The 599-nt window shown below is 40.4% G+C and carries 1 protein-coding gene; it reads left to right on the forward strand.

From position 1 onward, the window contains the following. Positions 1–226: 226 nt before the first annotated feature. The coding region (locus GH736_RS24785) for a hypothetical protein (protein WP_203230953.1) at positions 227–599 on the forward strand (373 nt) is incomplete at its 3' end.

The following is a 599-nucleotide window of genomic DNA, read 5'->3' on the forward strand; positions in this document are numbered from 1 at the left end:
AGGTGCAAAATTGATTATAGTATTCACAGAATGAAGGCCACCTTCGGACACGATCTAAAACCCGCCAAGCGGGCACCGAAATTCAGAGATGAATAAAGTGCACTGTCACCGCAATCCCCATAATGGCGCAATCCACCGCAATTCTAAATAATTTATGGAAAAGCATTGCGCAGCCGATAAGAATAGCCCGGCGTTCTGGAGATCAAGAATGTCCCTCATTTGTGACATGTGGAACTGGCTTGGACAAAAAGGCCTTTTCGTTTTAGTTGGAGGCGCGCTAGCTATTATTCTTATTACGAACTTGACTATGAAAACAAGCGCTAACTTATTTATAGTTTCAGCTTATGACCTGATCAATATGATTGCATTTATTCATTTAGCTATGATTTTTTATTTCGTATTTTATGTCTGCGCTGATCTATCTGCGTACAGATACTTTGGGGTTTTTACAGTAGTAATCATTTTCTCTGCGATTCCATTGGTATTATTTGGCATACGTATACCCTTGTTCACAGAAACGAAGTTTCATTTATTGTTTCACCTCGTAGTGCCCCTGGCCCTCGCTCTTATGATGGCAATTCTCAGTTACCCAATGATAA

It is taken from the genome of Agromyces humi (assembly GCF_009720255.1).
In the GTDB taxonomy this organism is placed as follows: Bacteria; Actinomycetota; Actinomycetes; order Actinomycetales; family Microbacteriaceae; genus Agromyces; species Agromyces humi.